The organism is Microbacterium sp. C7(2022) (assembly GCF_028823665.1).
Lineage (GTDB): Bacteria > Actinomycetota > Actinomycetes > Actinomycetales > Microbacteriaceae > Microbacterium.
The window spans coordinates 1-4,700 of sequence record NZ_JAPEHV010000014.1; the positions used below are offsets into that span (position 1 = coordinate 1).

Below are 4,700 nucleotides of genomic sequence, written 5' to 3' on the forward strand. Positions count from 1 at the left end.
TCTACAACGCCGAGGACCCCCGCGGGAATTGACACCACGCTATGGGACTCACCCCTGAGCGCGGGCGCGCGGGGTCCACTTCGCGCGCTTCGTATGGCGCAGGTTGCGGTGATTTGGCGGTCGGACCGGCGTGTTGCGACCAATGAATGGCGGGGGGTCAGGCCCGTGCCCTACTTCGCGCGCTTCGTATGGCGCAGGTTGCGGTGATTTGGCGGTCGAACCGGCGTGTTGCGACCAATGAATGGCGAAGGTGTGGTCCCGTGTGGGGCCGGTGGTCCCGCCGGGGCGGGGTGGTGCCCGCCCCCGTGGCGCGCCCCGCACGGTCAGCGCACGAGGCGCGCGATGGCCTGCGAGGCTTCGGTGATCTTCGCTTCGGCCTCGGGCCCGCCGTTCTTTGCGGCATCCACCACACAATGACGCAGGTGGTCGTCGAGCAATCCGAGCGCGACGGCTTCGAGCGCGCTGGTGAGCGCGCTGATCTGCGTCAGGATGTCGATGCAGTACTTCTCGTCGTCGACCATCTTGTGGATGCCGCGCGCCTGCCCCTCGATCCGCTTCATGCGATTCAGGTACTTGGTCTTGTCGCTCATGTACCCGTGAGTGGCATGGGCGGTATCGAGATCGGTCATGACGCGCTCCTTGCATCGGGGGTCGAGAGGGCCCGGCTGCGGAACGACCGCAACCGAAGCGAATTGCCGACGACGAAGACGCTCGACAGCGCCATCGCCGCGCCGGCGATCATGGGGTTCAGCAGCCCGAGGGCGGCCAGCGGGATCGCAGCCACGTTGTACGCAAACGCCCAGAACAGGTTCACCTTGATGGTGCCGAGCGTCGCACGTGAGAGCCGGATCGCATCGGCGGCGCTGCGCAGATCACCGCGGACCAGAGTGATGTCGGATGCTTCGATCGCGGCATCCGTCCCTGTTCCCATTGCGAGGCCCAAGTCTGCCTGCGCGAGCGCGGCTGCGTCGTTCACGCCGTCGCCGACCATCGCGACGACGCGCCCGTCGGCCTGCAGCGCGCGGATGACGGCGACCTTGTCCTGCGGCAAGACCTCGGCTTCGACGCGCTGAATGCCGACCTCGTCGGCGACGGTGCGCGCGACGGTCGCGTTGTCACCGGTGAGGAGCACCGGCTCGAGACCGAGCGACACGAACTGCGCGATGGCTTCGCTACTGGTCGGCTTGATCTGGTCGGCGACCGTGAGGAGTCCGCGGGCGGCGCCGTCCCACGCGACGAGCACGGCAGTCTGCCCGGCCGATTCGGCGTCGCGCTTCGCGCGGGCGAGCCCGTCGGGAATCGCGACCGACCAGTCGGCGAGAAGCCCGGCGGTGCCGACGATAGCGGCATGGCCGTCGACGATGCCCGAGACGCCCTTGCCCGGAACGTTCTGGAACGACGACACCTCGGGGAGGTCGCCGACCCGCTCGCGCGCGCCGCGCGCGATGGCCTGGGCGATCGGGTGCTCGGATGCCTCTTCGAGCGCGCCCGAGAGGCGCACCACCTGCGCGGTGCCAGCGTTGCCTTCGGCACCCGCACCCTCAACCGGGACGACGTCGACGAGCGCCATCGTGCCGCTCGTGACGGTTCCGGTCTTGTCGAGCACGATCGTGTCGACGCGACGCGTGGACTCAAGGATCTCGGGCCCCTTGATCAGGATGCCGAGCTGGGCACCCCGACCGGTGCCGACCAGCAGCGCGGTGGGCGTGGCGAGCCCGAGCGCGCACGGGCACGCGATGATCAGTACGGCGACCGCGGCGGTCACGGCCATCGACGGGGCGGAGCCGAGCACCAGCCACGTGATGAGGGTGCCGAGCGCGATCACGAGGACGATCGGGACGAAGACGCCCGAGATCCGGTCGGCCAGGCGCTGCACGTCGGCCTTGCCCGACTGCGCCTCTTCGACCAATCGCGCCATCTGCGCGAGCTGTGTGTCATCGCCCACGCGCGTTGCGCGAACCACGAGGCGTCCGCCGGCGTTGACGGTCGCTCCCACGACGGCATCGCCGGGCTGAACGTCCACCGGCAGCGATTCGCCGGTCACCATCGACGCGTCCACGGCGCTGGTGCCTGACGTCACGATCCCATCGGTGGCGATCTTCTCGCCCGGGCGCACGACGAACTCGTCGCCGACGCGCAGGTCGCCGATCGGCACGCGTACCTCACGTGCGGTGCCGGAGCCATCAAGGCGCAGCACCGCGGCATCCTTCGCCCCGATCTCGAGCAGGGCGCGGAGCGCTGCCCCAGCGCGGCGCTTCGACCGCACCTCGAAGTAGCGGCCGGCGAGGATGAACATCGTCACGCCGGCGGCGACCTCGAGGTAGATGTCACCCGCGCCGTCGGAGGGCTGGATCGTCCACTCGAACGTGTGGGTCATGCCGGGCATGCCTGCGTGCCCGAAGAAGAGGGCGTACAGCGACCACAAGAACGCCGCGCTCACGCCGATCGAAACGAGCGTGTCCATCGTCGCGGCGCCGTGGCGCAGGTTGATCCACGCGGCGCGGTGGAACGGCCACGCGCCCCACGTCACCACGGGTGCGGCCAGCGCAAGCGACAGCCACTGCCAGTACGTGAACTGCAGCGCGGGCACCATCGCGAGGATGATCACCGGTACCGCGAGCACGATCGAGCCGATCAGTCGCTGGCGCAACGAGGTCAGCTCGGGGTCTACGGGGGAGTCGGTGTCGGGGTCGGATGCCGCGACCGGCGCCGGCACGGATGCGGAGTACCCCGTCTGTTCGACGACATCGATGAGCTGCTGCGGGTCGAGCGTGGCTGCCGAGGTGACAACCGCCTTCTCGGTCGCGAAGTTGACGCTCGCCTCGACGCCGTCGAGGCGGTTCAGCTTCTTCTCGATGCGCGTCGCGCACGACGCGCAGGTCATGCCCACGATGTCGAGTTCGACGCGTGCGGGGGTCGCCGCGGGTGTGGACATGGTTATCAGGCGCGAACGGCGTCGTACCCGGCCTCGTCCACGGCGGCGAGCACGTCGGCGTCGACGAGGGGAGTGGCGGATTCAATGGTGAGCACGCCATCGGTGGCGCTCACGTCGATGCGTTCGACGCCATCGATCTTCGCCACTTCGGAGCGCACGGCCGTTTCGCAATGGCCGCAGCTCATTCCGGTGACCTGGTACGTCGTGATCGTCATCAGAGAGTCCCTTCTCGAAAAATACCCCTCGGGGGTGTTCCTCTCGCCAACCATATACCCCTGCTAGGTATTCCCGCGGGCGAGATGTGGCATCCGGAACACAACGAGGTAACGATTTGCGAGGCGTTACACATCGTTAACGAACGGCAACATAAGTGACGCCTGGTCCGGACTAAGTTTGTGGGCACTGGGCGTGCGCCCGAGTGCGCCCGCGTTCATACACAGCAAGGAGCAACATGAGCGTCTTCACTCGTTCGCGTGCCGGCAAGGTCTTCGGCGGCATCGCCGCAGTCGGCGTCAGCGCGCTCATCCTCGCGGGCTGCTCGAGCAGCACCGAAGAGCCCTCGGACAACGGCAGTGAGCCGTCCGAGTCGCTCAGCCTGAAGATCGGCACCGCGCTTCCCCAGACGGGAAACCTCGCCTTCCTCGGCCCGCCCGAAGAAGCTGGCGTCGCATACGCGCAGGCCCAGATCAACGAGGCGACCGGTGACACCGGTCTTGACCTCGAGGTCGTCTTCGGTGACTCGGGCGACCTCGACAACAAGGCATACGAGGTCGAGATTCCCCGCCTGCTCGGCGAGAACGTCTCGGCGATCCTCGGTGCGGCATCCTCGGGTGTCTCGCTGCAGTTCATCGACCAGGTGACCGGCGCGGGCGTCATCCAGTTCTCGCCTGCCAACACCTCGGACGCATTCACCACCTACGACGACGGCGGCCTGTACTTCCGCACCGCTCCGTCGGACGTGCTTCAGGGTGAGGTTCTCGGTAACCTCATCGCCGAGGACGGCGCACAGACGCTCGGCATGATCGTGCTGAACGACTCGTACGGTACGGGACTTGCCAAGTACGTCACCGAGGCCTTCGAGGCAGCCGGTGGCGAGGTCGTTGCTGCACCCACCTACAACACGGGTGACACCACGTTCGACGCGCAGATCAACGAAGTTCTGGCCGCTGACCCCGACGCGATCGCCCTGATCACGTTCGAAGAGGTCAAGACCATGCTCCCGGGTCTGTTCGGTCAGTTCCCCGCCGAGAACCTGTACTTCGTCGACGGAAACCTCGCCAACTTCGGTGAGGACTTCGAGGCGGGCTCGCTCACGGGCGCCAAGGGCACGCTGCCGGGTCTGTCGATCGACACCCTCGGCGACTTCACCAGCGCTCTGGACGCCTACCTCGAAGAGGCCGGCAGTGCCCCGCTGACCGAGTACAGCTACGCAGCTGAGTCGTACGACGCGACCATCCTGCTGGCTCTCGCAAGCCTGGCCGCCGGTTCGACCGACGCCGACGCCATCGCCGAGAAGCTCATCGAGGTCTCGGGTGGTACCGGTGACGGCGAGAAGTGCACCACCTACGCGGAGTGCGCCGACATCATCGTCTCAGGCGGCGTTGCCGACTACGACGGTGTCTCTGGCCCGATCACGTTCGACGAGGTCGGCGACCCGACCGAGGCGTCGATCGGCATCTACCAGTACGGCGACGACAACACGTACGCGGCGTACGAGGGCTGATAACACCCCGTAAGTGAGGCGCCCCGGGTCTTCGGACCCGTT

Annotated in this window: 4 protein-coding genes; 1 reads left to right on the plus strand and 3 read right to left on the minus strand. The window is 67.4% G+C overall.

Annotation, left to right across the window (positions count from 1 at the left end):
- Positions 1–323 precede the first annotated feature (323 nt).
- Genes ON062_RS13615 through ON062_RS13625 form a run of 3 tightly spaced genes read right to left on the minus strand, consistent with a single transcriptional unit; the run spans position 324 to position 3,150 of the window.
- A complete protein-coding gene (locus ON062_RS13615; protein WP_274647683.1) occupies positions 324–629 on the minus strand; it encodes a metal-sensitive transcriptional regulator in 306 nt (101 codons plus the stop codon).
- On the minus strand, positions 626–2,935 hold the full coding sequence (locus tag ON062_RS13620; RefSeq protein WP_274647684.1) for a cation-translocating P-type ATPase: 2,310 nt from the start codon (positions 2,933–2,935) through the stop codon (positions 626–628). Before ON062_RS13620 ends, ON062_RS13615 begins: the two co-directional genes overlap by 4 nt.
- 5 nt (positions 2,936–2,940) lie before the next feature.
- A complete protein-coding gene (locus ON062_RS13625) occupies positions 2,941–3,150 on the minus strand; it encodes a heavy-metal-associated domain-containing protein (RefSeq protein ID WP_274647685.1) in 210 nt (69 codons plus the stop codon).
- A 236-nt stretch (positions 3,151–3,386) separates the two neighbouring features.
- Between ON062_RS13625 and ON062_RS13630 the strand changes: the two genes are divergently transcribed.
- A complete protein-coding gene (locus ON062_RS13630; protein ID WP_274647686.1) occupies positions 3,387–4,658 on the plus strand; it encodes an ABC transporter substrate-binding protein in 1,272 nt (423 codons plus the stop codon).
- Positions 4,659–4,700: the final 42 nt, after the last annotated feature.